Source organism: uncultured Mailhella sp. (assembly GCF_905187505.1).
Classification (GTDB): domain Bacteria; phylum Desulfobacterota; class Desulfovibrionia; order Desulfovibrionales; family Desulfovibrionaceae; genus Mailhella.
In genome coordinates this window covers 1-24,015 of the sequence record NZ_CAJJIC010000029.1, presented here as the reverse complement: position 1 = coordinate 24,015, position 24,015 = coordinate 1, and the positions used below count along the sequence as shown (strand labels likewise).

Sequence of the window (24,015 nt, the reverse complement as noted above, 5' to 3'; positions counted from 1 at the left end):
TATCTTGCACTCCCGCATCTTCATGCCGAGCTTTTCCCGCACCTTGATGGCTGCCGCACGCTGTGGCCCGGTCTGCCCGGCCGTCCGGACTCGGCCTGGCCCCCGTCCATGCCGTGGTCTCCGGCCATGGCCGCCGCCTGTCTGGCCGACTACGAACGCGCCTGCCGCGACGGCGCGAGCGGCGCCCCCGTGCTCACGCTGGGCGCGGAGAAGGCACCCGCCGACCTTTCCGAGGCCGAACGACGGGCTCTGCGCGAAATGGCGGGTCTTCCCGCCGAAGAGCCGCGGCAGCCGCTGCGTCAGAACGCCCAGCAGGTGCTTCTGCTGGCCTGGCTTCAGGAAAAGCAGGCCCTCGAAATGGCCGCGCTCGAACAGAAGATAGGCGCTTCGCGCCGTGCGCTCTCCGGACTCATTTCCGGCGTGACCCGCACTGCAGCGGCTCCCCGTCTGCCGGATGAAAACGAACTGCCCGACTGGAAGAGAACCCTCGCCGCGGCCCTGGCCTTTCTGCCCGACCTGCCGGAAGACACGGCCGTCGTGGTGACGAGCCGGGCCATGGCCTCCGCCGTTTCGGAACTCGACGCGCCGAAGAAGGACGGCGCTCCCGCCGGTCATCACGCCGTGGCCGTCAGCGTCTCGGCCCTGGCCGCTCTTTGCGGCCGCGTGCCCGCGGACAGGCTGAAACAGGGCCTTCCCGACGACCAGTGGCAACGAACTCTCACCCTCTGCCTGCCCGACGCCCTCTGCTGATCTCCATGTCACACCTTTCCGCTTCCGCTCTCGCCGCCTGGCTTTCCGAAACCTTCCGCGGCCTCCCCTCCGGCATCATCTTCGACTGCGACGGCGTGGTCATCGACTCGCGCGCGGCCAACATCGAGTACTACAACTATTTGCGCGAATACCTGGGGCTGCCGAAACTCACCCGCGAACAGGAAGACTTCGTGCAGGCGGCCACCGTGCATCAGGCCATGGACGCCATCTTTCCAAGGCCTCTTCAGCCTCTTCTGCGCGACGCGGCAAAAAAAATATCCTACGTGCGCGACATCATGCCGCACATAGGCTGCTATCCCGGCCTGCACGACGTGCTCGACTTCTGCCGCGCTTCGGGCGTGCTCCTTGCCATGAACACCAACCGCACCGACGGTCTGGACATGCTGCTCGACAACTGCCGCCTGCACGGCTATTTCGACCCCATCGTGCTGGCAAGTCACGTTCCCCATCCCAAACCCGCCCCCGACGGCGCGCTCCTCATCCTCGAACAGTGGAAAACCTCGCCCGAAAAGGTTCTTTTCATCGGCGACAGCGCCTCGGACAAGGGCGCGGCAGAAGGAGCGTCCATACCCTTCCTCTGCTTCCAGACCGACGGTCTCGCCCCTCAAAGCGTGTCTGATTTCAGCACGTTGCTGCGTGCCATGAAGATGTGTGAACGATAAGCCTCCCCCGCTTTACAACGGAAAGTTTATAGTTTACACAACGGAAATTCAATCGGCACGGCACAGCCTGCCAGGAGGAACCTTGACCCCTGAAGATCTGGAATACTTCCGCAGTCTTCTCAACCAGATGCTCGTCGAGGCTCAGCGCAACGGCGATTCCACTCTGGAAGAAATGACGGACAACCATTCATCCTACGCCGATCCTTCCGACCGCGCCACCGCCGAGTCGGATCGCTCCTTTACTCTGCGCATACGCGACCGTGAGCGCAAGCTCATCACCAAGATTCAGGACGCGCTCAAGCGCATGGACGACGGAGAATACGGCATCTGTGAAGAATGCGGTGAAGACATAAGCCTTGCCCGACTCAAGGCGCGTCCCGTGACCACGCTCTGCGTTTCCTGCAAAGCCCGTCAGGAAGAAGGCGAAAAGATTCAGGGCAGCTGATCCGGGTCCGCACCATGGACGCCCATCTTTTCCGCCGTTTCTGCGACGCTCTCGTTCCCCGCATCATGGGAGCCCGCATGGAAAAAATCCATGCGCCCGGTCCCGGTGTCACGGTCTTTGCCATGTACGGAGGCGACGGGCACGAGAAAAAACGCTATCTCGCGCTGAAGGCCGACCGCAAGTCGCCGCTCCTGTTCTCCGCCGACCACCGCATCCCGGTCAACGCGCAGCCGCCATCCTTCGTCATGCGTCTGCGAAAGCACGTGTCCGGCCGCCGCATCGTCCGCGCCGTCTGTCGCTGGACGGAACGCCGTCTCTTTCTCGGCCTGTCCGGCGACGTGCCCGAGTGGCTCTGCCTCGACCTTCGCGAAGGACCGTCCCTCTCCTTCGACGCCCCCGCACCGGAAAGCGAACCGCTCTGGCCTGAAGGCGGGATCTCCGCCCTTTCCCCGGACATCTGGAAGACATGGCAGGTGCTCACCCCTGCGCTCCGCCGCACGCTCGTCTTTCTCGAACCGCTGGATGCGGACGCCCTGCTCATGGATCTCGAAGCCGGAGGCGGCGACGTCTTTCTTTACGAGGACGATCGCGGCCGCTGCGAGGTTTCCGCCTGGCCGCTTCCCGAAGAGCAGCTCGACGCCATGGGCGGAACCTGGAAGGAAACCGTGTTCGAGGATCCCGTGGCCGCGCTTGCGAAGGCCGGGGAAACGCTCGTGTACGGCGAAATGGCCGAACACGCGAGACAGGCGGCCGCAAAACCCTTTTCCGCCGAAGCGACCAGACTCGGCAGGCTTCTTGCCAAGCTCGATGCCGAAGAAAAACGGCTTTCCGCCATGCGCGACCGGCAGAAGGACGCCCTTCTGCTGCAAGGTCAGCTCTATCTGTTCCGGCAGGACGACAAGCTCGACGCCGTCACGCTGGAAGGACCGGACGATCCCGTCACGCTGAAGCTCGACAAGAAGCTCACCGTCCGCGAGAACATGACCGCCCTGTTTCATCAGGCCGGACGCGGAAAGCGCGGTCTTGAGCATCTTGAAAGGCGACGCGCCGAAGTACGTGCGCAGAAGGAAGAGGCCGAAGCCTCCATGCTCCGCATGCTTGCCGCCGTCAATGGAGCCGCTCCCGCCGCCCGGGAGAGAAAGCACGAAACGAAGGCGGCCGCCCTTCCCTCCGCCCTGCCCAAGCAGGTGCAGGCCTTCCGCAGCAGCGACGGATTTCTCATGCTGCGCGGACGCGACACCCGCGGCAACGCCCTGGCGCTCAAGCTGGCCGCCCCTCATGATTACTGGCTGCACACGGCCGACGGCCCGAGCGCGCACGTCATCATCCGGCGCGATCACGCGGGGCAGAACGTGCCGGAACGCACGCTGCACGAGGCGGGCATGCTCGCCGCGCTGAAAAGCTGGCAGAAGGACGCGGAAAGCGCCTCCATCCAGTATTCTCTGGCAAAATACATCCATCCCATGAAAAACGCCGCTCCAGGCATGGTGCGCATCGACAGAAGCGAAGGCTCATTCCGCGTGAAGATCGAACGCTACCTTGAAGAGCGGCTGGAGAAGAACTGACGGCCCGCCGGGCGAAGGAGACCTTCATGTACGACAACAGGCAGCGCTTTGAGGCACGGGCGTTTCTCCTTCTTCTCGCAGCCTCTTCCGTGCTGTTCGGCTGGCTGCTGATGCCCTTCTTCGACGTGCTGTTCTGGTCGGTGGTCATCGCCGTGCTGTTCGCCCCCGTCAACGTCCGGCTGCGCGACGGCCGGGGACTCTCCCCCAATCTCTCCGCGCTGCTCACCGTGCTTTTCTGCCTTGTCATCATCATTCTGCCGCTTTCGTGGCTGCTCTACTCCTGCGTGGACGAAGGCATGGCGCTGTACGACAGAATGATCGCCGGAAGCACCTCGCTCATCGAGGCCGTGGACAGGCTGCGCGAACACTTTCCCGAAGCGCAGGACTGGCTGGCAAGCTACGGCTACACGCCCGAGCAGATAAAGGCCGCGCTCAGCAAGACGGCGCTTTCCCTGGGCAGTCTTGTGGCCAAAAACACCGTGGCCATAGGCGGCGGAGCGGCGCATCTCGTCACCAATCTTGCCCTGGTTCTCTACATTTCCTTCTTTCTCGTGCGGGACGGCGGCCGCATTCGGGACGTGATGATACGTGCCCTGCCCTTCGGAGACCACAGGGAGGAGAGACTTTTTCACAAATTTGCGGGCGTCATGCGAGCCACGGTGAAGGGAAGCCTTCTCGTGGCCATGGCTCAGGGCGCACTGGGCGGTCTCATATTCTGGATTCTCGACATCCGCGCCGCCGTGTTCTGGGGCGTGGTCATGACCGTGCTCTCCCTCATTCCCGTGGTGGGCTCGGCCCTCATCTGGCTGCCCACGGCGCTGTACCTCGTCGCCACAGGCCAGTACTGGCAGGGCGCGCTGCTCATGGCCTACGGCGCGTGCGTCATCGGCCTTGCCGACAACCTCCTGCGGCCTCTGCTCGTGGGCAGGGACACCAAGCTGCCCGACTTTCTCGTGCTGCTCTCCACGCTCGGCGGCTTCATCATGTTCGGCATGGACGGCTTCGTTTCCGGGCCCATGCTGGCCGTGTTCTTCGTCACCGTGTGGCAGATATTCATGGAAGAATGCGAAGAAGAGTCCTGTCCGACGGAAAAATCAGACGCGGACGCCTCCAAGGACTGACAAGCTCTCTCCTGCGGGATGAGGCTGCCCCTTCCTCTGCACGGCGGAAACAAGCGCCCTGCACGCCCTTTCGCGGCCCTCTTCAGGCCTTCTCTTCCTTCAGCCAGGCGACCAGTCCCGCCACGGCCTGTCTTGCCGCCTGAACGCGCACCTCGTCGCGGCTGCCCGTAAAACGAAACACCTTCGCCCGGGTTCCGCCGTTCAGCGCCCAGCCTATCCATACCGTGCCCACGGGCTTTTCCTTCGTGCCGCCTCCCGGACCGGCCACGCCGCTTGTGGACATGGCCGCCTCCGCTCCCGTTGCCGTACAGGCTCCCAGCGCCATGGAACGCACCACGGGTTCGCTCACCGCGCCCACCGTCGCGAGATCCTCCTCTCGCACCCCGAGAAGCCTCTTCTTCACCTCATTGGCGTAGGAAATCACGCCGCCGAGATACCAGTCCGACGAACCGGGTCTTGCCGTAAGCATGGCCCCCGCCAGACCGCCCGTGCAGGATTCCGCCGTGGCGCACCGCATTCCCCGAGCAAGAAGAAGCGAGGCAAGCTCTTCCACAAGAGCGTCGTTTTCATCCAGCATGACACATCCTCCCCGTCGTTCCGGCCAAGACAGCGCCGGAAACAGCTCCTGAATCTTGTCGGCGCACTCTCAAACGAACGCGCCAGTCGTTCCCACACCGAAAAAAGGTACGATGAAAGACATACGGTTTCAACCGGTTGCCCATAACAGGCGGCAGCCGTCGCCGCGTGATTCCGCCTCCAAAACTTCCGCACAGGAGCTTCCCGGGCTCCGTCAGCGCGTCCCCCCGCTCAGGTGCGCCTGCGCAAACTCCGCCCCCGCTCTTGCCGCTCCCCAGAGCCCGGCCCGGGGATGCGAGTTCAGCCATACCGGCACGCCCTCCAGAAACGTCTTCTGACCTCCTCTCGACCGGAGAAACTCGCGGACGAACTCGGGATGACGCACGAGCGAGGGCGTCCTTCCCGCCACGCCGCCGGTCAGCACCACGGCCTGAGGAAGAAGGGCCAACGCGGCCATGCGGCAGAACCGGCCGTAAAAACGCGCAAACAGGCCGCAGCATGGGGACTCGGCAAAGCCCTCCTCCCGCGTGAACAAGGCAGGATCACGAGCCCGCCCGCAAAGATGTTCGTAGAGCAGGGCAAGCCCGGAGCCGGAAAGCACGAATTCCGCCGTCACCTCTCCGCCGTCATGCCTTGCGGACAGAAAATCCGAAAACGCCGTCTCTTCCCCCCCCTCAAAGGGAAAGGCCATGTGTCCTGCCTCCGAGGGCAGAACGACGGGAGCATCGTGCTGCCCGGGCAGAAGCCACGCGGCCCCGAGCCCCGTGCCCGCACCCGTCACGACCACGGGCGACGCATCCCCTGAAAGCCCGGAAAGCCCCGCAACATTCTCCCCTGCCGTACTCTCCGGATCCAGACGGCCGGGCACGACGAGCGCCGCATCCCGCATGACCGGCGAAAGACAGGCCCACGCCTGCGCCTCAAAATCGTTCATGATCAGACAGCGGGCCCGGGGAAAAAGCGCCTCCGCCGGCCCCTTCTCCACCGCAAAGCCCGCGTTGGTCATGACTATGCGTCCGTCCCTGAGCGGCCCGGCGGCGGCAAAAACCAGAACGGACACGTCCCGCAAAATTTTTCCGCGATCCGGCCACTTTGAGAAAACTTCCTCAAGCAGCGTCTTGAACGAGGTCTGCCGGGAAGAGAGCACCACCCCTTCTTTTACGGATATCTCTCTGTCTTCACAAGAAAACCTGAAAAATCGACTCTGAGTTCCTCCCAGATCGGCCACAAGCATATCCATATTCCGCCTCCCTGCATGGCCAAGCAGATAACATAGAGAAGGCAACATTGCCATGCTTGCATAAACGGGATATCATTCTCACGACAAAAGGGCTTTTCCCGGGGACAAAACAGGAGTAAGCTCTTTTCTTCACCAGTTTACTTGAAAATTTTGCCATAGAGACATCGATCGTCGAGCATGAGAACACGACGACGTTCCTTCCACATGGCAGGAAATCAGGAGTTTCAAAACGTTCCATGGAATATCACATTCGTCCAGACGCATCTTATCCCGACGGCGGCATGAACAGGGAATGGCTTCTCACCAACAGCCTGGGGGACTATGCCTCCGGAACGGCGGCCGGCTGCAACACAAGACGCTATCACGGCCTTCTGGTCGTTCAGACCCCGTCGGAAAAACGCATGCTTCTGTCTACGATTGAAAATTCCGTCAACGTGCAGGGACGCGACGTTCCTCTTTCCACCCGGCTGCACCCCGGCGTCGTCCATCCGGAAGGCTGGCGCGCCCTATCGGGGGTCTCCGGCGATCACGACGGCGTCACGTTCGAGTTTCAGCTCTGCGGCGATGGCGACGACAAGGTCGTGCTTCTGCGCTCGCTCATGCTCGACCGCGCTTCCGACAGAATTCTCATCCGCTACGCCCTTGCCGACACTCCCGCAGCCCGTGAACTCGGAGCTCTGCGCCTCACCCTGCGCCCCCTCATAAACGGCCGCAACGTCAATCACCTGCATGCTGCCGATCCGTCGCGCGCTGCCTTCGTGCACGCCCTCGGCATAGAAAACGGCAGCTATCCGGGATTCTCCTTCCGGCCCGACGACGCCATGCCCGCCCTTGTCATGCAGGTTTCCCACCCCACGCTTCAGCGCACCTCCTTCACCGTCGCTCCCGACTGGTACTACAAGGTGCTCTATCCCGTGGAAAGGGAAAGAGGCTACGATTTCGAGGAAGACCTGCTCATGCCGGGAGAATTCGTCACGAGCCTTTCCGTCGACTGTCCCATATGGGTGAGCGCGGGAACCGAGCCCCTTCACGAGGCCCCGGAAACGCTGTGGGAGCGCCATGCCGCCACCTCTCCGAAGCCCGTGTTCAAGGAGCCCCTTCTTGAACACCTGCGCCGCGAGAACGACCGTTTTCTCATCACCGCCGGCGGCGAAGCCGTGGTTCCCGCAGGATATCACTGGTTCGGCCCCTGGGGCCGCGACACCTTCATCGCCCTTCCCGGGCTCACGTTTCTGTCCGGCCGCACGAAGGAAGGAAAGGCCGTGCTGCGCCAGATAAAGGGCACGGTGAAAAAAGGCCTGGTACCCAATCTCATCGGCGCCGGAAACGGAGAGCCCGCCTTCAACTCGGCCGACGCCTCGCTGTGGTACGCGCTTGCCGTGCATCGCTTCGCCCTGGCATGCCCGAAGGAAAAGCCCTTCATAAGACGCACCTGCTGGCCCGTGCTCAAGGACATCATACGCCACTTTGCCGCGGGCACCATGCCCGACGAAGACGGCAGTCCGCTGGTGTACGCCGACAAGGACGGCCTGCTGCACACCGGCAGCGAAAAGACGCAGCTCACCTGGATGGACGCCTCCATAGAAGGCGTGCCCGTCACCCCGCGCGACGGCTGCGCCGTGGAGCTCAACGCCCTGTGGTTCGACGCCCTTTCCTTCGCCGCCGAGCTCGCGGCGGAATTCGGCGAAACGCCACCTGCGGAAACGGCGCTGCTGCCGCGCCTCAAAAAGGCCTTCAACCGCGTCTTCCGTCCTTCCGACGAAGACGCTGCGCTCATGGGCGGAGGCCTCTACGACACCTGGCATCCCGAAAAGGGCCCGGGACGGCACATCAGGCCGAATCAGATATTCGCCGCGGCCGTGCCCTGCTCGCCCCTTTCGCAGAAGGTGCAGGCCTCCGTGGTGAAATGCGTGCGCGACAACCTGCTCACGCCCTTCGGCCTGCGCACCCTCGCCCCTTCCGACGCCGGGTATCACCCCGTGTGCCGCGGTCCGCAGAGCGTACGCGACAAGGCCTACCATCAGGGCACGGTCTGGCCCTGGCTGCTTGGTGCGTACATGGATGCCGTGGTGAGGACGGCCCGCTCCGGCAAGGCCGTGCTCGACGCCCTTTCCGCCGTCACGCCGCTGTTCTCCATCCATCTCGGCGAAGCGGGACTGGGAAGCATTTCCGAAATTTTCGACGGGCAGCCGCCCCACGCGCCGGGGGGCTGCATAGCGCAGGCATGGAGTTCGGCAGAGGCGCTCCGTCTGCTGCTGCTCGTCAGACAATCCAACCCGGGAGAATGGAAACGCTGGCTGGACGCCTTCCAGAAAAACGGCTCTGAGCTCCGGTAATTCAGTTTTTCCTTACCCGACAAAACGGGGGATATCATATGCGCGTTCTGATGCTTGGATGGGAATTTCCGCCGCATATCAGCGGCGGACTGGGAACGGCCTGCTACGGCATAACGCAGGGGCTCATGGAACGGGGCGTGGACATCGCCTTCATTCTGCCCAGCATGCGGGCCGACAAGTCTGTTTCGGGAACGTTTCTGCGATCAGCCTCCGGCGTGCCCATTTCCCGCGCCCTGAAAAAGGCCGTGGAAAAGGTACGGCGTCAGCAGGCGTCCGACGAGTTCTCCCACCTGTTCATGCGTCCCGTGCGCGCAAACCTCAATCCCTACGGCGGCGCGAACTTCGGCGAGCTCGGCATCGACCCCGACGTCTTCAATGAAAACGACCAGTACGTCGATGAAATCAGTCACTTCCGCGGCGGCTACCACAACGACCTCATGGACGAGGTCTACCGCTTCACCACGGCAGCTTCCGCCGTGGTGCTGGAAGAGCACATGAAAAAGCCCGCCGACGTCATCCACGCCCACGACTGGATGACCTATCCCGCCGCCATGACGGCCAGCCGGCTGAGCGGTCTGCCCTTCATCGCCCACCTTCACGCCACGGAATTTGACCGCTGCGGCGATCACGGGTATGACAAGATCTACAACATCGAGCGGGACGGCCTTCAGGCCGCCGAGCACGTCATCGCCGTAAGCGAGCGCACGAAGCAGGTCGCCGTGGAACGCTACGGCGTGCCTCCGGAAAAGATTTCCGTGGTATACAACGGCGCTTTTCTGCACGACAAGGTGCCTTCCTTCGAGGTTCCCGAGCTTGTGCGCAACGAAAAGCGCGTGCTGTTCATGGGCCGGGTCACCTTCCAGAAGGGACCGGAATACTTTGTGGAAGCCGCAAGGCTCGTGCTCAACGAAATGCCCGAGGCCCGCTTCATCATGGCCGGCAACGGCGATCTTCTGCCGCGCATGATACGACGCGTGGCGGAACTTCGCATGGGCAGCCGCTTCCACTTCCCCGGCTTCATGCGCGGCAAGGACGTGCAGCACATGTATTCCCTGACCTCGCTGTACGTCATGCCCAGCGTATCCGAGCCCTTCGGCATCGCGCCTCTGGAAGCGCTGCAGTGCGGCGCGCCCATTCTGCTTTCCAAGCAGTCCGGCTGCGCCGAAGTGCTGCCCGGAGCCCTCACCGTGGACTACTGGGACGTGCGTCAGATGGCCGACAGAATCCTGGACGTGCTGAACCATCCCGAAATGGCCGCCGAAAGCCTCAGACGCTGTCAGCAGTCGCTTCAGTCCCTCACCTGGGAACGCGCCGCCGACGGAATTCTCGCCGCCTACGCTCATGTCTGTCCCAATGCCCGGAGTTAAGCCATGCCTTCCGTATGCTTTTGCTTTGAAGTTCATCAGCCCTACCGCCTCCGTCCCTACAGCTTCTTCGACATGGGCGCGAAGAACGACTATGAGGATGCCCAGCACAACCGGGACGTCATGCAGAAGGTGGCCGAAAAATGCTACCTGCCCATGAACTCCCTGCTGCTCGAGCTCATCGAACGGCATCAGGGACGCCTGCGCGTGTCCTTCTCCCTCACCGGCATCGTCATCGACCAGTTCATGGAATACGCGCCCGAAGTCCTGGACAGCTTCCGTGCTCTTGCGCGCACCGGCTGCGTGGAATTTCTGGACGAAACCGACAATCATTCCCTCGCCTGTCTGTTTTCCGAAGACGAGTTCCGCGGCGAAGTCATGCGTCACCGCGAAAGGATGCGTGAGCTCTTCGGACAGAGTCCCCGCGTTTTCCGCAACACCGAGCTCATCTACAGCAACGACGTGGCGCGCATGGCCCGCGACATGGGCTACGACGTCATTCTTGCCGAAGGCTCGGAAAGCGTGCTCGGCTGGAGAAGCCCGCATTTCGTCTATGCGCCCGTGCGCTGCCCCGGCATGAAGCTCATGCTGCGCAGCTACTCGCTCTCCGACGACATCACCTTCCGCTTCTCCAACCGAGACTGGCCCGCCTACCCGCTCATGGCCGACACGTTTGCAGGCTGGCTGCACAGGATCAAGGGCAACGGCGACGTCGTCAACCTGTTCATGGACTACGAGACCTTCGGCGAGCATCAGTGGGCCGACACGGGCATTTTCGACTTCATGCGCGCCCTGCCGGACTGCGTGCTGAGCGATCCTGAATTCGACTTTGCCACCGTCTCCGAGGCGGCCGACCGCTACCCCGTCCGCGCCGAACTGGACATTCCCGGCCATGTCTCGTGGGCCGACGCCGAACGCGACCTTTCCGCATGGCTCGGCAACGACATGCAGAAGGACGCCTTCCGCGCCCTGTATGAATGTCTCGGGCTCGTGAAATACGTCAACGATCCCGAACTCAACGAGGCGTGGAGAAAGCTGCAGACCTCCGATCATCTGTACTACATGGGCACGCCGCAGTCCTCGGACGGCAACGTGCACAAGTACTTCTCCCCCTACCGGTCCCCGCTTGACGCCTATACCAACTTTATGAACGTCCTGGCTGACTTCCGCATACGACTCTTTGCGAAGGCCAACCAGTAACCCGGCAAGAAACTGACAGAGAGGCCCCGCTTTTCCCCTTCCGGAGGAAAGCGAGGCTCTTCCTGTCAGAATTCATTTTTATGGAGCTTTCATGAATCAACCTTCACGCACTCATCTTTTCGAGGTCAGCTGGGAAGTGTGCAACAAGGTCGGCGGCATCTATGAAGTTGTCGCCAGCAAGGCACAGCAGGCCATGCGCGCCTTCAACGGCGAATACATTCTCATAGGCCCCGACACCAAGCACAACACCGAGTTCACCGAGACGGACGAGCCCTACTGGGACGCGCTGCGCTACCCGCTCAAGGACAAGGATCTTCACTGCCGCTTCGGCCGCTGGGAAATCCCCGGCAGGCCGCGCGTCATTCTCGTGGACTTCAACGGCCGCCACGACTCCAACCAGATTCTGCGTCAGCTCTGGGAGAGATTCGGCGTGGACTCCCTGTCCGGCGGCTGGGACTACATCGAGCCCGTCCTGTTCAGCTACACCTGCGGAGAGGTGATCGCCACCATCCATCAGGTGCTCTCCACCCGCAACAAGAGCCACGGCATCGCCCACTTCCATGAATGGATGTGCGGCGCGGGCATTCTTGCTCTCAAGCAGCTCGCTCCTTCCATCGGCACGGTGTTCACCACCCATGCCACCGTGCTCGGCCGCGCCATGGCCGGAAACGGCGTGGACATCTACGCCAGAATGTCGGAAATCTCGCCTTCTCAGGAGGCGTTCCGCTACAACGTCACGGCCAAGTGCTCCATGGAAACCGTGAGCGCGAGAGAAGCCGACGTGTTCACCACGGTGAGCGGCATCACCGCCGAAGAGGCCCGCGTCTTCCTCGGCCGCACGCCCGACATCATCACCGACAACGGTCTCGACCTCTCCACCATTCACGACTACAGCGCGGACCGCGAAAGCGCTCTTGCCAACCGCGCCCGCCTGCTCGAGCCCGTAAGCCGTCTGCTGCGCCGCACCATCACGCCCGACACCCGCATTCTCGTCATCTCCGGCCGCTACGAGTACCACAACAAGGGCGTGGATCTCTTCCTCGACGCCCTTGCCAAGGCAAAGAAGTCCATGCAGAACACCCGCAAGGTGCTCGCCCTCATGCTCATGATGGGCGGCCACACGGGCGTGGACGAAAACGCCATAAGCGGCGACGCTTCCGTGGTGGCCGATCCCTCCCTGCCCGGCGCGGGCTTTCTTACGAGCCACAAGGTGTACGACGCGCCCAACGATCCCATACTCACCACCTGCCGCCGTCTCGGTCTGAACAACGCCGCGGACGACAATGTGGACGTCGTGTTCGTTCCCGCCCTGCTCGACGGTCATGACGGATTCCTCAACATGCCCTACTTCGACGTGCTTTCCGGCTGCGATCTCGGCGTCTTCCCCTCCTGGTACGAACCCTGGGGCTACACTCCCCATGAAAGCGCGGCCTACAGCGTGCCCACCGTCACCACCGATCTGTCCGGCTTCGGCCTCTGGATACGCCAGATGGAAAACAAGATCGGCACGCAGCCGGGCATAGGCGTCATCGCCCGCCGCAACAACGAATACTCCAAGACCGTGGACGCCCTGGCCGACGTCATCGTGCACTACGCCGCCTGCTCCGACGAAGAGCTCGACCAGCGCCGCCGCACCGTGCGCGCCGCCGCAGCCCATGCCGACTGGAACGAATTCTTCCAGCTCTACATGAGCGCCTATTCCATGGCCAATGAAAAGGCGCACTTCCGCCGCCATGCCTCCAATCACACCCAAGCCACCAATTTTTCCAAGGAACTCGCCATGCGCCCCTCTTCCATTCCCTTCCTGCGCACGCTGAACGCCGTGTCGGAACTTCCCGCGGCACTGAGCCGCCTGCACGACATAGCCGGCAACGTGTGGTGGAGCTGGCAGCCGGAAGCCCTGGCCCTGTTCCGCGGAATGTCGCCCGAACTGTGGGAGGAGTGCGACCACAATCCCATCTACATGGTGGAAAACACGCCGCCCTCCCGTCTGCGCGACCTTGCCGCCGACATGACCTTCGTCACGCGGCTCAACAAGCTCGCCGAAAAGTTCGACGCCTACATGGCCCAGCCTCTGGTCTCCGACGTCATGGAAGACGGTACCGCTGCCATTTCTGCCGAACGCCCCGTGGCCTACTTCTCCACCGAATACGGCCTGCATGAAAGCCTGCAGCTCTATTCCGGCGGCCTCGGCGTCCTGTCCGGCGACCATCTCAAGTCCTCCAGCGACGAACGCCTGCCCCTCATCGGCGTAGGCCTGTTCTATCTCAACGGCTACTTCCAGCAGACCGTGGACAAGAACGGCCATCAGAATCCGCAGTACCCCGAGAACCAGCCCGCCAGTCTGCCGCTCGAAGCCATGCTCGACGACAAGGGCGAACCTCTCATGATCTCTCTGCCCCTCGGCACCCGCACGCTGTACGCCCGCATCTGGAAGCTGCAGGTCGGTCTCGTTTCCCTGTACCTCATGGACACCAACGTGCCGCAGAACAACGACGACGACCGCCGCGTCACCGCCCGCCTCTACGAGGCCGACCGCGACGTGCGTCTGCGTCAGGAAATCCTTCTCGGCATCGGCGGCGTGCGCATGCTGGCGGCCCTCGGCATCACGCCCTCGGTCTGGCACATGAACGAAGGCCATTCCGCCTTCCTCGTGCTGGAACGCCTGCGTCAGCACATGAAAGGCGACGATCTCAGCCTGGAAGAGTCCAAGACCCTCGTGCGCAGCTCCTGCGTGTTCACCACGCACACCCCCGTGGACGCCGGAAACGAGCGCTTCTCCGTGGATCTCATGTCCCGCTACTTCCAGCCCTATGCGGAAATGCTCGGCCTGGAATGGGCGGACTTCCTGGCCCTCGGCCGTCAGGACGGAGGAGATCCCAACAACTTCGACATGACCGTGCTCGCTCTCAGAATGTCCTCTCAGGCCAACGGCGTGAGCGCCATGCACGGCATGGTTTCCCGCCGTATGTGGCGCAACATCTGGAAGGGCTTCACCGAAGCGGAACTTCCCATCGGCCACGTCACCAACGGCGTGCATACCGCCTCCTACGTGGGCCCCGCCTTCCGTCTGCTGCTCAGCCACTACCTCGGACCGAACTGGCTTGACCTGAAGCCCGAAGACCCCGCCTGGAACAAGGTGCAGTCCATCCCGGACGATGAATACTGGGCCGCGCGCCGCGCCCAGAAGCAGGCCCTCATCGATGCCTTGCGCGAACGCCTGCCCCAGTGCTCCGCCTACTCCGACATTTCCGGAGAAGAACGCACGAAGTGGCTTTCCTCCCTCACGCAGAACACCCTCATCATAGGCTTTGCCCGGCGCTTCGCCCCCTACAAGCGCGCCACCATGCTCTTTGCCGATCCCGACCGCCTGGCCCGTCTGCTCAACGACCCCGAACGTCCCACCGTGCTCGTCATGGCCGGCAAGGCCCACCCCGCCGACAGCAAGGGCATAGAACTCATCGAAGAAGTGGTGCACTGGTCCCGCGATCCGCGCTTCTACGGCAAGATCTTCTTCGTGGAGAACTACAACCTCGAAGTGTCCCGTCTGCTCTCCCGCGGCTGCGACGTGTGGCTCAACACCCCCCGTCGTCCCCATGAAGCAAGCGGCACCAGCGGCGAGAAGGTGCCGGTCAACGGCGGCATCAATCTCAGCATCTCCGACGGCTGGTGGGTCGAGGGCGCCGACGGCAAAAACGGCTGGACCATCGGCCCCAAGGCCACCTATGCCACCCTTTCCGCCGAACAGAACGACTACGCCGACGCCGACAGCCTGTACCAGATTCTTGAGAACGAGGTGGTTCCGCTGTTCTTCCAGCGCGATTCCGACGCCCTGCCGCACGGCTGGATAGCCGTGTCCAAGAACTCCCTGCAGAGCCTGACCGCCATGTACGGCTGCCGCCGCATGGTGCGCGACTACATGGAAAAGATCTACATCCCCGCCGCCCGCCGCGGCGTGGCCATGGACGCCGACCGTCAGGCCAAGGCCCGCGCCGTCACCGCATGGATGGAGAGCATCCCCGGCCGCTTCAACACCACGGCCATACAGTCCGTCGAGCTTTCCGGTCTTGACGGCGACACCGTGTACTGCGGCAAGCCCTTCACCGTGAAGCTCACGCTCACCCCCGGCGACATGAAGAAGGAAGAACTGCTCGTGCAGTTCGTCCTCGGCGTGACCGACGGCATGAACTTCACCGACGAGCCGCAGATCGTGAACCTCTCCCTCACCGGCGAGGAAAACGGCAATCTTGTCTATGAAGCCTCCTGCGAAGCCAAAGTCACCGGCCTGCATGCCTACGGCGTGCGTGTAGTGCCCTTCATCGATCCCATGGACAACGTCATGCGCTCCGGTCTCGTGCACTGGGCGTAACGACCGACATCCTGCACGCCAAGCATGCCCGGGGCCTGTGAAGGCCCCCGGGCACTTTTTTATGAATCAACCCCATCGCTGCACGGTGCAAAGACACGGATGCAGAAAGAAAAGCCGCTTTTTTTCACATCGACGTTGCAGACGCTCCGCCAGGTTCCACACGGCGTGATACAGAAATGAAACAGGTATCAATGCCGTGCGAGGGACATTCTCCTCTCTCCGCTTTGCCTTCAGAGAACACGAAAACGCTCCGGGTAACGCCGCAGAAGTTCCCGCGATTCAAAAAAGCGCCGAATGAATGCCGACACGAAATTCCCGCCCCTCTGGAATCGTCCGGATGCCCCTTCCGCCTCTGGAACGCACGTCGGGCGCTTCTGCGACGGTACAAATAAATCTCAAAAGCATGACCTTCGATAATATCTTGATATTGTTCGTCATATATTTTTATTTCCGTGTACCGTGCCCTTCGAGGATTTTGCCCGAGTTGAAACAAAAATGCATCATCCATGCTCAGACACAATCATGAAATTCATCAACTATATAAAATATAAGGAAAATTTTGTTTTGGCACGATTCCTGCACAGAAAAGGGCATCTCGTACAGGAGTTTTTTTCCATGTTCAATCGTACAGGACTTTCCTTTCGGCGAATGTCCCTGCCGTCTCTCGGTGCGGCAGCCCTTGCCATGACTTTTCTGCTTGTTCCCGGCACGGCTCTTGCCGAGGAAGACCCTTCCTTCCTGAGCCAGCAGAACGGCGACATCATATGGACCATGCTCGGCGCCATGCTCGTCATGTTCATGCAGCCGGGCTTTGCCCTTGTGGAATGCGGTCTTACCCGCGCCAAGAACGCGGGCAACATTCTCATGAAAAACTTTGTGGACTTCAGCGTGGGCACTCCGCTGTTCTTCCTCATCGGCTTCGGACTCATGTTCGGCGCCTCGAACGGCTTCATCGGCACTCCCACCTTCGGCATGAGCTTCATTGATCCCACCACGCCCGAAGGCGGCTGGGCCTGGACGTTCTTCTTCTTCCAGGCCATGTTCGCGGCCACGTCGGCCACCATCGTGTCCGGCTGCATTGCGGAAAGAACGGATTTCAAGGCCTACATCATGGTGTCCATTCTGGTGAGCGCCTTCATCTATCCCATCAGCGGCAGCTGGTGCTGGAACAGCCTTTTTGCCGACACCAAGGGCTGGCTTGAAAATCTCGGCTTCATCGACTTCGCCGGTTCCGCCGTGGTGCACTCCGTGGGCGGCTGGATAGGACTTGCCGGAGCCATCTGCGTCGGTCCGCGCATCGGCAAGTACTCCCCCGACGGCAAGCCTCTCGCCATTCCCGGACACAACATTCCTCTGGTGGCCCTCGGCGTGTTCATCCTGTGGTTCGCCTGGTTCGGATTCAACTGCGGCTCCACCACCACTCCCGACGGCACCGTGGGCTACATTGCCGTGAACACCTGCCTTTCCGCCTGCACCGGCTTCGCCGCCTCCATGCTGACCATCTGGTTCATGACCGGCAAGCCCGATCCTTCCATGGCCATGAACGGCGTTCTGGCGGGGCTTGTGGGCGTCACCGCCGGCTGCTTTGAAGTTTCTCCCGTGGGCTCCATCTTCATCGGCATCATCTGCGGCATAGTGGTGGTCCTCTCCATCCTCTTCGTCGACCAGAAGCTCCACATCGACGATCCTGTGGGCGCGGTTTCCGTGCACGGCGTGTGCGGCTTCCTCGGCACGGTGCTCGTCGGACTCTTCGCCGCTCCCGGCTACGGCTCCAACGTCGGTCTGCTCTACGGCGGCGGCTTCCATCTGCTGCTTGTCCAGCTGCTCGGCGCCGTGAGCGTGGGCGCATGGGCCTTCATTACCGGACTTTGCGCCTTCAAGCTCGCCGACAAGCTCATCGGCCTGCGCGTGAGCCGCGAAGTGGAACTCAAGGGTCTGGACATCACGGAACACGGAACCGACGTCTACAGCGGCTTCCAGATCTTCTCCAACGAGTAGTCCGACCACACCAAGAATCATCAGGAGCAGAACATGAAACTCGTAGTTGCCTATATACGCCCGGAATGCCTGGGCGCCGTCAAGCAGGAACTGTACGCTCAGGGACTTTACAGCATGTCCGTGACCAACATCCTCGGTTCCGGCCGCCAGAAGGGCTATGTGGAAATGTATCGCGGCGTCGCCACGGAAGTGACGCTTCTCAAGAAGGTGCGCATAGAACTCTGTCTGCACGAAGATGACGTGCACAAGACCATGGACGCCGTTTCCAGAGGCGCAACCACCGGCCATGAAGGTGACGGCATCATCTATGTCGTGGACGTCCTTGAAAGCCGGAGAATACGCACCGGCGACGAACTGTAGACGGTTTTCCTCCCCGTCCGACGGCGCATCCTGAACCTCTCAAGTCCGTCGGAAATCCAAGACTGCAGCGTCGTACGGCCCCTTCTCCTCCTCAGGGCCCCAAAGCGCCGGAGCATGAAAATCCCCCCATGCTCCGGCGCTTCCTTTGTCTCCGTTCTCCGGCTCCGCCCGCAGGAGACGCCCTTTTCCCGGGCGTCAGAGCTCTCCGCAGGACGACGGGAACAGAAACGCCGTCCTCCAAAGCCGCCTAGGTCGCCGGATAGCCCACGGGCTGAATCATGTAGCCCTTCCAGCCTTCGGGCAGAGGCAGCCTTCCATCCAGACGGTCCGTCTCCTGCGCCTTCATCACGTCGGCAAGTCCGGCGGAAGCGCAATACAGCGCCACGTTTTCGTGCATGGAGTCCATATGGAAGGGAGGGGGAATGCGCGCTCTCCTGAGCCGTGTGCAGGAGCACCATGGGCGCGCCGTCGTCATGCCGCTTCAGAAAGTCCCCCTGAAGCACCGGCTCAAGCACGTTCTGTCCCTCATCGTTCGGCATTCTGACAGGAAGACTCTTGAACGTCCAGCCGCCGGACCGGCATTTCCGCAGAGGCTCCGATCAACGGGAGCAGACGCATACTTTCTGCAAAGACCGGGGCAAAGATATCGGAAGCATTCCGGCAGAACGCTCCGGTCGAGTCTTCCCGCACTCGACATTCTACAAGATTTTCCGGGCCGCCCTTCCGCCCCGGGGTCCCTTCCCTTCATTGACGGGCGCAGGAAGGGAATGATAGTCTGAAAAAAATTTTCGCGTTTTCTCCTCATGCTTCGGGAAAACGTGCGGAGAGCTTACATGCAGCAGAAAGAACTTGTGGAATTCATCGCCAAATCGCTGGTGGACAACCCCGATCAGGTTTCCGTGCGCGAAACCGAAGGGGAACAGGCCTCCACGCTGGAACTTTCCGTGGCCAGAGACGACCTCGGTAAGATCATCGGCAAGCAGGGACGCACGGCGCGGGCCATCCGCACCCTTCTGGGCGCCGTGTCCGCCAAAACCAAGAAACGCGTCGTTCTGGAAATTCTCGAATAATGCCTGCCTCCTCTCTCGTAGTTCTGGGGCGGCTCACCAAGCCCCACGGCGTCAAAGGCGACATTCGCGTGGACTACTACGCCGACTCCGCCGAACTTCTGGAAAAGCCTCTCATGCTGCGCGCCGGACGCTTTGCTCCGCGGCCCGTGCGCATACGCGAATGGCATCTGTGGAAGGATCAGCTCATTCTCAGCATCGAAGGCTGCAACGACCGCTCGGCGGCCGAGCGGCTGCGCGGTCAGGAACTGCTCATCGACGCGTCCTTCCTGCCCGAGGCCGACGAGGACGAACCGTATCTGCGCGATCTCATCGGCCTTTCCGTGCGCCTTGAAGACGGCACGCTCGTCGGCGAACTGGAAAACGTGGACTTCCCCGCAGGACAGGAAATGTGGGTCATCCGCGCGCCGGAGGAAGAGGGAGGCTACGAAATTCTCTTCCCCGCCGTGCCTGAGTTCGTGCTCGACGTCGATCTTTCCGCCGAAACGGCCACCATCGCTCCGCCGGAAGGTCTGCTCGACCTGTACCGCGAAGGCGCTTCGTCTGAGACTCCCGACGACGGTCAGGACGACAAGGACGCGGAAGACGATTCCTCCCGCAAGGCTTGATCAGTCATGCGCTACAATCTCGTCACGCTTTTTCCCGAGTGGTTCGACTCGCCCCTTTCCAGCGGTCTCATGGAAAAGGCCCGCGAAGCGGGCATCGTGGAATTTTCCTTCGCCAACCCGCGCGACAAGTCCACGGACCGGCACCATTCCGTTGACGACCGCCCCTACGGCGGCGGCCCGGGCATGGTGCTCATGCTCGACCCGCTCGTGCGCACGCTGCGCTCCCTTGCTCCCTGCAACGGAAAGAAGGGACGCCTCATCGTCCTTACCCCTGCCGGCCGTCCCTTCACGCAGGCTTTTGCCCGGGAACTGGCAAAAGAAGAGGAAATCACGCTTGTCTGCGGCCGCTATGAAGGCTTCGACGCGAGGCTCTTCGATCTTCTGCCCGTGGAGCCCGTGTGCGTGGGCGAAGCCGTGCTCAACGGCGGCGAAGCGGCCGCCCTTGCCGTCATAGAAGCCACGGCCAGGCTCCAGCCCGGTTTCATGGGCAAGGACGAATCGGGCGACGAAGAGAGCTTCAGCAACGGCCTTCTGGAATACCCGCAGTACACGCGTCCCGACGTCTTCGAGGGGCTGCGCGTGCCAGAGGTGCTTGAGGGCGGCAACCATGCGCTCATCGCCGCATGGCGGCGCGATCAGTCCGTGCTGGCCACCGCGAAGTACCGGCCGGACCTGCTCGATCACGCCGTGCTCACGCATCACGACAGGCAGGTGCTGCGCGCCGAACCGAGGTTCCGCCCCGGCAAGAATCTTCACGTGGCCCTGCTTCATCACCCGGTCCGATTAAAAAATCGGAAAACGGGCACAACGTCTTTGACAAATCTCGACATTCACGATATAGCACGAATTTCCCGCACCTATGGGATCAGTGGATTCTTCGTGGTCACGCCGCTGGAGGATCAGCGCAGACTCTTGGCAACACTGCTCTCTCATTGGACGGAAGGGCCGGGGCTGTCGTTCAATCCCGACAGAGCCGAGGCCCTTCGACTGGTCAGGCCCGAGGAATCTCTGGAAAGCGCGATTGCGACGTTGACAACCGATCGCGGCCTGCCGCCCTTTGTGGTCGGCACCAGTGCCCAGCCTGTCCTAGATAAAAAACACCGGGAACGCCGGCCGGCGACCACCTTCGACGAGGTGCGGCGTCAGCTTGCGGACAGGCCCGTGCTCCTGCTTCTGGGAACCGGGCATGGCATTGCGCCTGAGGTGTTGGAGCAATGCGACGCCATCCTGCCGCCGCTGCGCTGGATGGACGAGTACAATCATCTTCCCGTACGCGCCGCCGCCGCCATCCTTCTGGACAGGCTCCTCGGCGATCGGGGATAAACACCATTTTCCTCAAGGAGAGTCCCCCTATGGATATCATCAAGCAGATCGAACGCGAACACATGCGCATGGACATCCCGTCCTTCAAGCCCGGCGACACCCTCAAGGTGTATCTGCGCATCGTTGAAGGCGAAAAGGAACGCATCCAGATGTTCCAGGGCAACGTGATCCGCATCCAGCGCGGCACCACCGGCGCCACCTTCACCATCCGCAAGATTTCCGACGGCGTCGGCGTCGAGCGCATCCTTCCCATGCACTCCCCCTTCATCGACCACATCGAAGTGGTGACCGAAGGCCGCGTGCGCCGCTCCCGCCTGTACTACCTGCGCGAGCTTCGCGGCAAGGCTGCCCGCATCAAGCCCCGCAACCGCTACTAAAATTCCGGCCCGGCTCTGCCCGGGCCTGCGTTTTGTGCAGACAAATCCCCTTCCGGCGCTTTCCGGCAGGGGATTTTGTCTATGAGGCCCGACTCTCCGGCCCGCTGCCCATACGAAGGTCTGCGCACGTCGTCTTTTCCAGGCGAAACGATCGTTCTCCTTTTCCGCGGAAAAGACCTGCGCCTCCTTCAGTCCCGCGAATCCTCACTTTTCTTTCAGGTGATCCATGGCCAGATCCCGCAAAAAAGCCGTCGTCATTGAACAGGGCATGCTTTTCAGCGCTCCCGAATCGCAGCAGATGCTTACCGCAGGAACCGACGAAGCCGGGCGCGGCTGTCTGGCCGGACCGGTCGTAGCCGGAGCCGTCATCTTCGCCGACGGCTTCGATCTCATGGGCCTCGACGACTCCAAGGTGCTCAGACCCGAGGAACGCGACCGCCTTGCCGAGGAAATACGCTCGCTTGCCGTAGGCTGGGGCATAGGCCTCGCATGGATGAACGAAATTTCCCGCATCAACATTCTTCAGGCCTCGCTCATGGCCATGACGCGTGCCGTGGCCGCCATGCGCGTGCGCATGGGCGCGAAGGAAAAAAGCGTGCCCGCACGCCTGCTCATCGACGGCACGCAGATCATACCTCCTCTCTATTTCCGACAGTTCGGCATTCCCCTGCCCGAGCAGGAAGCCGTGGTGGACGGCGACGCCAAAGTCCCCTCCATATCCGCGGCGTCCGTGCTGGCCAAGACCTTCCGCGACGAGCTCATGACAAGGCTCGACGCACGCTGGCCGGAATACGGCTTTGCAAGGCACAAGGGCTACGGCACAAAGGAGCACAGGGAAGCGCTGAAAAAGTACGGACCGTGTCCTCTGCACAGGCTCGACTTTCGCGGCGTCCTGCCGCCGAAGGTGCAGGAACAGGGATGGCTGTGCTGAACCTTCTCAGACGGCGAAAAAAAAGCGCCGACCCCGCGCCGTCTCCTCTTTCCGGCTGCGCAAGAACCGGAGCGGAGGGGGAAGAGGCGGCCGCCGCCATGCTGAAGTCCATGGGCTGGCGCATTGTGGATCGCAACTGGCGCAGCGGTCATCTTGAGCTCGACATTGTGGCTGAAGATGGCGGAACTCTCGTGTTCGTGGAGGTGAAGACCCGCACGAAAGGCGGAATGCAGCGCCCCTTCGAGGCCCTCACCGCCGTCAAGAAGGAAAGGCTCGTGCGCGCCGCACAGGCATGGATGGCCGCCCATGACGCATGGGGCACGCCCTGCCGTTTCGACCTTGCCTGCACGGAACGTTCGTCAGGAACCTACCAAACGGAGCTGATACGAAATGTCATCGAATACGCAGATTACGGAGCCCGGCACGCTGTGGGTGGTGGGAACTCCTCTTGGCAACCCTGGTGATCTTTCCCCCCGTGCCCGCGCCTGTCTGGAAGAAGCGGACCTTGTTCTTGCCGAAGACACCAAGCGCGAAGGCCTCGCCTGCGCCCGCTGGGGCGTCACCGTGCGCCGCTTCATGAGCTATCACGACCACAACGAAAAAGAGAAGGCCGACTCCGTGCTGGCAATGCTGCGCGAGGGAAAGAACATCGCGCTCATTTCCGACGCCGGCATGCCCGTCATGGCCGATCCCGGCTATGTGGTCATACGCGCCTGCCGCGAGGCGGGACTTCCCGTTTCCGTCGTTCCCGGCCCCTGCGCTCCCGTCACCGCTCTCGCCGGCTCCGGCATTCCTCCCCAGCCCTTCGTCTTCTTCGGCTTTCTGCCCCGCAAGCGTTCCGATCAGGAAAACACGCTTGCGCCCTACGCCGCCATTCCCGCCACGCTGGTCTTCTTCGAACGCAAGGACAGACTTGAAGAAACCCTCAAAAACGCCCTGGCCCTTCTCGGCCCGCGGGAAGTGTGCATAGCACGCGAACTTACCAAAACGCATGAGGAGTATCTGCGCTTCCGCCTCGAAAGCCTCCCCGATCTTTCCGGCATTCTGGGCGAAGTCACCGTCGTGGTCGGCCCGCCGGAGCAGTCCGCGCGCAGCAGCCGTGACGACGTTCTTGCGCTCATCGAGGAGGAACGCCCTCTGGGCGGAGCTCCCCGCGCCGTGGCGCGCCGCGTGCAGTCGCGCTCCCGGGGATGGACCACGGGCGAAATATACGCCCTCATTTCCGGCATGAAAGACTGAGCCCGCAAAAGCCGTCGTCCACGCGTGCGGAGTTTTTTCCGCCTTCTTGCAGGACGACGGCTTGTATGGTACTCAGCCAGTGAATTCTTTGGGAAAAATCCTCTGCCTTCCTCCCGTCTTCTTCTTTTTTATGCAGAGAAATCTCTTTTCCCCATTCTTGTCCTCAGGAGCATCCCCATGGCCGACACGCCGCGCATCGACAACCGCAAAGCCCGTCAGTATTACGAATTTCTTGAATTTTTTGAAGCGGGCATCGTTCTTACCGGTCCGGAAGTAAAAAGCATCCGCGCCGGACAGGTCAGCTTCGGCGACAGCTTCGTCGAATGCCGCGAGGGAGAAGCCTTCGTCGTGGGCATGCGCATCGCCCCCTACGCTCGCGGAGGCTACGTCCTTCAGGATCCGGACCGTGACAAGAAGCTTCTGGTCCATCACCGCGAAATCCAGCTGGTCACCACGCGCATCG

The 24,015-nt window shown here is 62.0% G+C and carries 22 protein-coding genes; 19 read left to right on the top strand and 3 right to left on the bottom strand.

Annotated elements, in window-relative coordinates; translation table 11 throughout:
- From QZZ60_RS04705 to QZZ60_RS04685, 5 genes are all read left to right on the top strand, one after another.
- On the top strand, positions 1–750 hold a 750-nt coding region (locus tag QZZ60_RS04705), incomplete at its 5' end, for a hypothetical protein (protein ID WP_295638528.1).
- Positions 751–755: 5 nt separating this feature from the next.
- Positions 756–1,433, top strand: a complete 678-nt coding sequence (locus QZZ60_RS04700; protein ID WP_295638526.1) for an HAD family hydrolase — start codon at positions 756–758, stop codon at positions 1,431–1,433.
- A gap of 82 nt (positions 1,434–1,515) precedes the next feature.
- Positions 1,516–1,878: an RNA polymerase-binding protein DksA gene (gene dksA / locus QZZ60_RS04695; RefSeq protein ID WP_295638523.1), complete on the top strand. Its 363-nt coding sequence runs from the start codon at positions 1,516–1,518 to the stop codon at positions 1,876–1,878.
- Positions 1,879–1,892: 14 nt separating this feature from the next.
- Positions 1,893–3,443 (top strand): NFACT RNA binding domain-containing protein, encoded by a 1,551-nt coding sequence (locus QZZ60_RS04690; protein WP_295638520.1) that lies wholly within the window; start codon positions 1,893–1,895, stop codon positions 3,441–3,443.
- A 26-nt stretch (positions 3,444–3,469) separates the two neighbouring features.
- Positions 3,470–4,564 (top strand): AI-2E family transporter, encoded by a 1,095-nt coding sequence (locus QZZ60_RS04685; RefSeq protein ID WP_295638518.1) that lies wholly within the window; start codon positions 3,470–3,472, stop codon positions 4,562–4,564.
- 82 nt (positions 4,565–4,646) lie between these two features.
- Here the strand turns inward: QZZ60_RS04685 and QZZ60_RS04680 are convergent, their stop codons facing one another.
- Entirely contained in the window at positions 4,647–5,141 is a 495-nt protein-coding gene (locus QZZ60_RS04680) for a CinA family protein (RefSeq protein ID WP_295638515.1), read from the bottom strand.
- Positions 5,142–5,354: 213 nt separating this feature from the next.
- Positions 5,355–6,380: a glucokinase gene (locus tag QZZ60_RS04675; protein ID WP_295638512.1), complete on the bottom strand. Its 1,026-nt coding sequence runs from the start codon at positions 6,378–6,380 to the stop codon at positions 5,355–5,357.
- Positions 6,381–6,616: 236 nt separating this feature from the next.
- On the opposite strand from QZZ60_RS04675, the gene QZZ60_RS04670 reads away from it, so the two are divergent.
- The 6 genes from QZZ60_RS04670 (at position 6,617) to QZZ60_RS04645 (ending at position 18,007) form a co-directional block, all read left to right on the top strand.
- Complete coding sequence (locus tag QZZ60_RS04670; RefSeq protein ID WP_295638509.1) at positions 6,617–8,716, top strand: amylo-alpha-1,6-glucosidase; 2,100 nt, start codon at positions 6,617–6,619, stop codon at positions 8,714–8,716.
- 38 nt (positions 8,717–8,754) lie between these two features.
- Positions 8,755–10,083: a glycosyltransferase family 4 protein gene (locus QZZ60_RS04665; RefSeq protein WP_295638506.1), complete on the top strand. Its 1,329-nt coding sequence runs from the start codon at positions 8,755–8,757 to the stop codon at positions 10,081–10,083.
- A gap of 3 nt (positions 10,084–10,086) precedes the next feature.
- A complete protein-coding gene (locus QZZ60_RS04660; protein ID WP_295638503.1) occupies positions 10,087–11,280 on the top strand; it encodes a glycoside hydrolase family 57 protein in 1,194 nt (397 codons plus the stop codon).
- 91 nt (positions 11,281–11,371) lie between these two features.
- Positions 11,372–15,649 (top strand): alpha-glucan family phosphorylase, encoded by a 4,278-nt coding sequence (glgP, locus tag QZZ60_RS04655; protein ID WP_295638500.1) that lies wholly within the window; start codon positions 11,372–11,374, stop codon positions 15,647–15,649.
- Between the two features lie 615 nt (positions 15,650–16,264).
- Positions 16,265–17,647: an ammonium transporter gene (locus QZZ60_RS04650; RefSeq protein WP_295638498.1), complete on the top strand. Its 1,383-nt coding sequence runs from the start codon at positions 16,265–16,267 to the stop codon at positions 17,645–17,647.
- Positions 17,648–17,680: 33 nt separating this feature from the next.
- The gene (locus tag QZZ60_RS04645; protein ID WP_295638495.1) at positions 17,681–18,007 is read left to right on the top strand and encodes a P-II family nitrogen regulator; all 327 of its coding nucleotides are present in this window, start codon (positions 17,681–17,683) and stop codon (positions 18,005–18,007) included.
- A 247-nt stretch (positions 18,008–18,254) separates the two neighbouring features.
- Here the strand turns inward: QZZ60_RS04645 and QZZ60_RS04640 are convergent, their stop codons facing one another.
- On the bottom strand, positions 18,255–18,404 hold the full coding sequence (locus QZZ60_RS04640; RefSeq protein ID WP_295638492.1) for a hypothetical protein: 150 nt from the start codon (positions 18,402–18,404) through the stop codon (positions 18,255–18,257).
- Between the two features lie 436 nt (positions 18,405–18,840).
- Here QZZ60_RS04640 and QZZ60_RS04635 point away from each other — a divergent pair, with 436 nt between their 5' ends.
- From QZZ60_RS04635 to smpB, 8 genes are all read left to right on the top strand, one after another.
- Positions 18,841–19,077 (top strand): KH domain-containing protein, encoded by a 237-nt coding sequence (locus QZZ60_RS04635; protein WP_294445584.1) that lies wholly within the window; start codon positions 18,841–18,843, stop codon positions 19,075–19,077.
- On the top strand, positions 19,077–19,682 hold the full coding sequence (gene rimM / locus QZZ60_RS04630) for a ribosome maturation factor RimM (protein ID WP_295638489.1): 606 nt from the start codon (positions 19,077–19,079) through the stop codon (positions 19,680–19,682). Before QZZ60_RS04635 ends, rimM begins: the two co-directional genes overlap by 1 nt.
- 6 nt (positions 19,683–19,688) lie before the next feature.
- Positions 19,689–21,005 carry a tRNA (guanosine(37)-N1)-methyltransferase TrmD gene (trmD, locus tag QZZ60_RS04625; protein WP_295638486.1) on the top strand — a complete coding sequence of 439 codons (1,317 nt, stop codon included), beginning with the start codon at positions 19,689–19,691 and terminating at the stop codon, positions 21,003–21,005.
- Between the two features lie 29 nt (positions 21,006–21,034).
- A complete protein-coding gene (rplS, locus tag QZZ60_RS04620) occupies positions 21,035–21,382 on the top strand; it encodes a 50S ribosomal protein L19 (RefSeq protein WP_294445587.1) in 348 nt (115 codons plus the stop codon).
- 268 nt (positions 21,383–21,650) lie between these two features.
- Positions 21,651–22,313, top strand: coding sequence for a ribonuclease HII (locus QZZ60_RS04615; RefSeq protein WP_295638531.1), 663 nt, complete (start codon positions 21,651–21,653; stop codon positions 22,311–22,313).
- On the top strand, positions 22,301–22,777 hold the full coding sequence (locus tag QZZ60_RS04610) for a YraN family protein (protein WP_295638483.1): 477 nt from the start codon (positions 22,301–22,303) through the stop codon (positions 22,775–22,777). The genes QZZ60_RS04615 and QZZ60_RS04610 overlap by 13 nt, the downstream gene beginning before the upstream one ends.
- Complete coding sequence (gene rsmI / locus QZZ60_RS04605) at positions 22,704–23,552, top strand: 16S rRNA (cytidine(1402)-2'-O)-methyltransferase (RefSeq protein ID WP_295638480.1); 849 nt, start codon at positions 22,704–22,706, stop codon at positions 23,550–23,552. Before QZZ60_RS04610 ends, rsmI begins: the two co-directional genes overlap by 74 nt.
- Before the next feature lie 177 nt (positions 23,553–23,729).
- Positions 23,730–24,015, top strand: a 286-nt coding sequence (gene smpB, locus QZZ60_RS04600; RefSeq protein ID WP_295638477.1) for an SsrA-binding protein, incomplete at its 3' end; no start/stop codon positions are given.

Bases quoted from the DNA above. Each gene is read 5' to 3' on its own strand.
- rsmI (WP_295638480.1), top strand. From the start codon at position 22,704: ATGTCATCGAATACGCAGATTACGGAGCCCGGCACGCTGTGGGTGGTG.
- QZZ60_RS04685 (WP_295638518.1), top strand. From the start codon at position 3,470: ATGTACGACAACAGGCAGCGCTTTGAGGCACGGGCGTTTCTCCTTCTT.
- QZZ60_RS04645 (WP_295638495.1), top strand. From the start codon at position 17,681: ATGAAACTCGTAGTTGCCTATATACGCCCGGAATGCCTGGGCGCCGTC.
- rimM (WP_295638489.1), top strand. From the start codon at position 19,077: ATGCCTGCCTCCTCTCTCGTAGTTCTGGGGCGGCTCACCAAGCCCCAC.
- QZZ60_RS04690 (WP_295638520.1), top strand. From the start codon at position 1,893: ATGGACGCCCATCTTTTCCGCCGTTTCTGCGACGCTCTCGTTCCCCGC.
- QZZ60_RS04660 (WP_295638503.1), top strand. From the start codon at position 10,087: ATGCCTTCCGTATGCTTTTGCTTTGAAGTTCATCAGCCCTACCGCCTC.
- QZZ60_RS04680 (WP_295638515.1), bottom strand. From the start codon at position 5,141: ATGCTGGATGAAAACGACGCTCTTGTGGAAGAGCTTGCCTCGCTTCTT.
- QZZ60_RS04610 (WP_295638483.1), top strand. From the start codon at position 22,301: ATGGCTGTGCTGAACCTTCTCAGACGGCGAAAAAAAAGCGCCGACCCC.
- QZZ60_RS04670 (WP_295638509.1), top strand. From the start codon at position 6,617: ATGGAATATCACATTCGTCCAGACGCATCTTATCCCGACGGCGGCATG.
- QZZ60_RS04650 (WP_295638498.1), top strand. From the start codon at position 16,265: ATGTTCAATCGTACAGGACTTTCCTTTCGGCGAATGTCCCTGCCGTCT.
- rplS (WP_294445587.1), top strand. From the start codon at position 21,035: ATGGATATCATCAAGCAGATCGAACGCGAACACATGCGCATGGACATC.
- QZZ60_RS04640 (WP_295638492.1), bottom strand. From the start codon at position 18,404: ATGCACGAAAACGTGGCGCTGTATTGCGCTTCCGCCGGACTTGCCGAC.
- QZZ60_RS04675 (WP_295638512.1), bottom strand. From the start codon at position 6,380: ATGGATATGCTTGTGGCCGATCTGGGAGGAACTCAGAGTCGATTTTTC.
- QZZ60_RS04700 (WP_295638526.1), top strand. From the start codon at position 756: ATGTCACACCTTTCCGCTTCCGCTCTCGCCGCCTGGCTTTCCGAAACC.
- QZZ60_RS04615 (WP_295638531.1), top strand. From the start codon at position 21,651: ATGCTTTTCAGCGCTCCCGAATCGCAGCAGATGCTTACCGCAGGAACC.
- QZZ60_RS04635 (WP_294445584.1), top strand. From the start codon at position 18,841: ATGCAGCAGAAAGAACTTGTGGAATTCATCGCCAAATCGCTGGTGGAC.
- QZZ60_RS04665 (WP_295638506.1), top strand. From the start codon at position 8,755: ATGCGCGTTCTGATGCTTGGATGGGAATTTCCGCCGCATATCAGCGGC.
- glgP (WP_295638500.1), top strand. From the start codon at position 11,372: ATGAATCAACCTTCACGCACTCATCTTTTCGAGGTCAGCTGGGAAGTG.
- trmD (WP_295638486.1), top strand. From the start codon at position 19,689: ATGCGCTACAATCTCGTCACGCTTTTTCCCGAGTGGTTCGACTCGCCC.